The following is a 236-nucleotide window of genomic DNA, read 5'->3' as shown; positions in this document are numbered from 1 at the left end:
CCGCAAGGGTGGCAGAAAGACGTGCGCCGCCGACCTGTAACAGTTTCAGCGAGGCAAGCTGCGCCCGGCTTTCGCCTTCGGTCAGCGCCTGCAACCACAGGCTGACTGCGGGTGGCACCAGCGCGGTAACGTTAACCTGATGTTTTTCAATCAATGGGAAACAGAGCGTGGCGCTGGGATCGGCCGCCAGAACAACCGTTCCTCCGGCAAGAAAGACGCCCAGCGATCCCGGCGAA

The 236-nt window shown here is 61.9% G+C and carries 1 protein-coding gene; it reads right to left on the bottom strand.

Annotated elements, in window-relative coordinates:
* Positions 1 to 236 (bottom strand): AMP-binding protein (locus QP437_RS10435; RefSeq protein WP_285267794.1); only part of this gene is annotated, 236 nt, incomplete at both ends.

The sequence above is a fragment of the Haemophilus sp. UMB1048 genome (genome assembly GCF_030218125.1).
Classification (GTDB): domain Bacteria; phylum Pseudomonadota; class Gammaproteobacteria; order Enterobacterales; family Pasteurellaceae; genus Haemophilus_D.
Note: the sequence above shows the minus strand (reverse complement) of the source record. Positions and strands in the feature narration are given on the sequence as shown.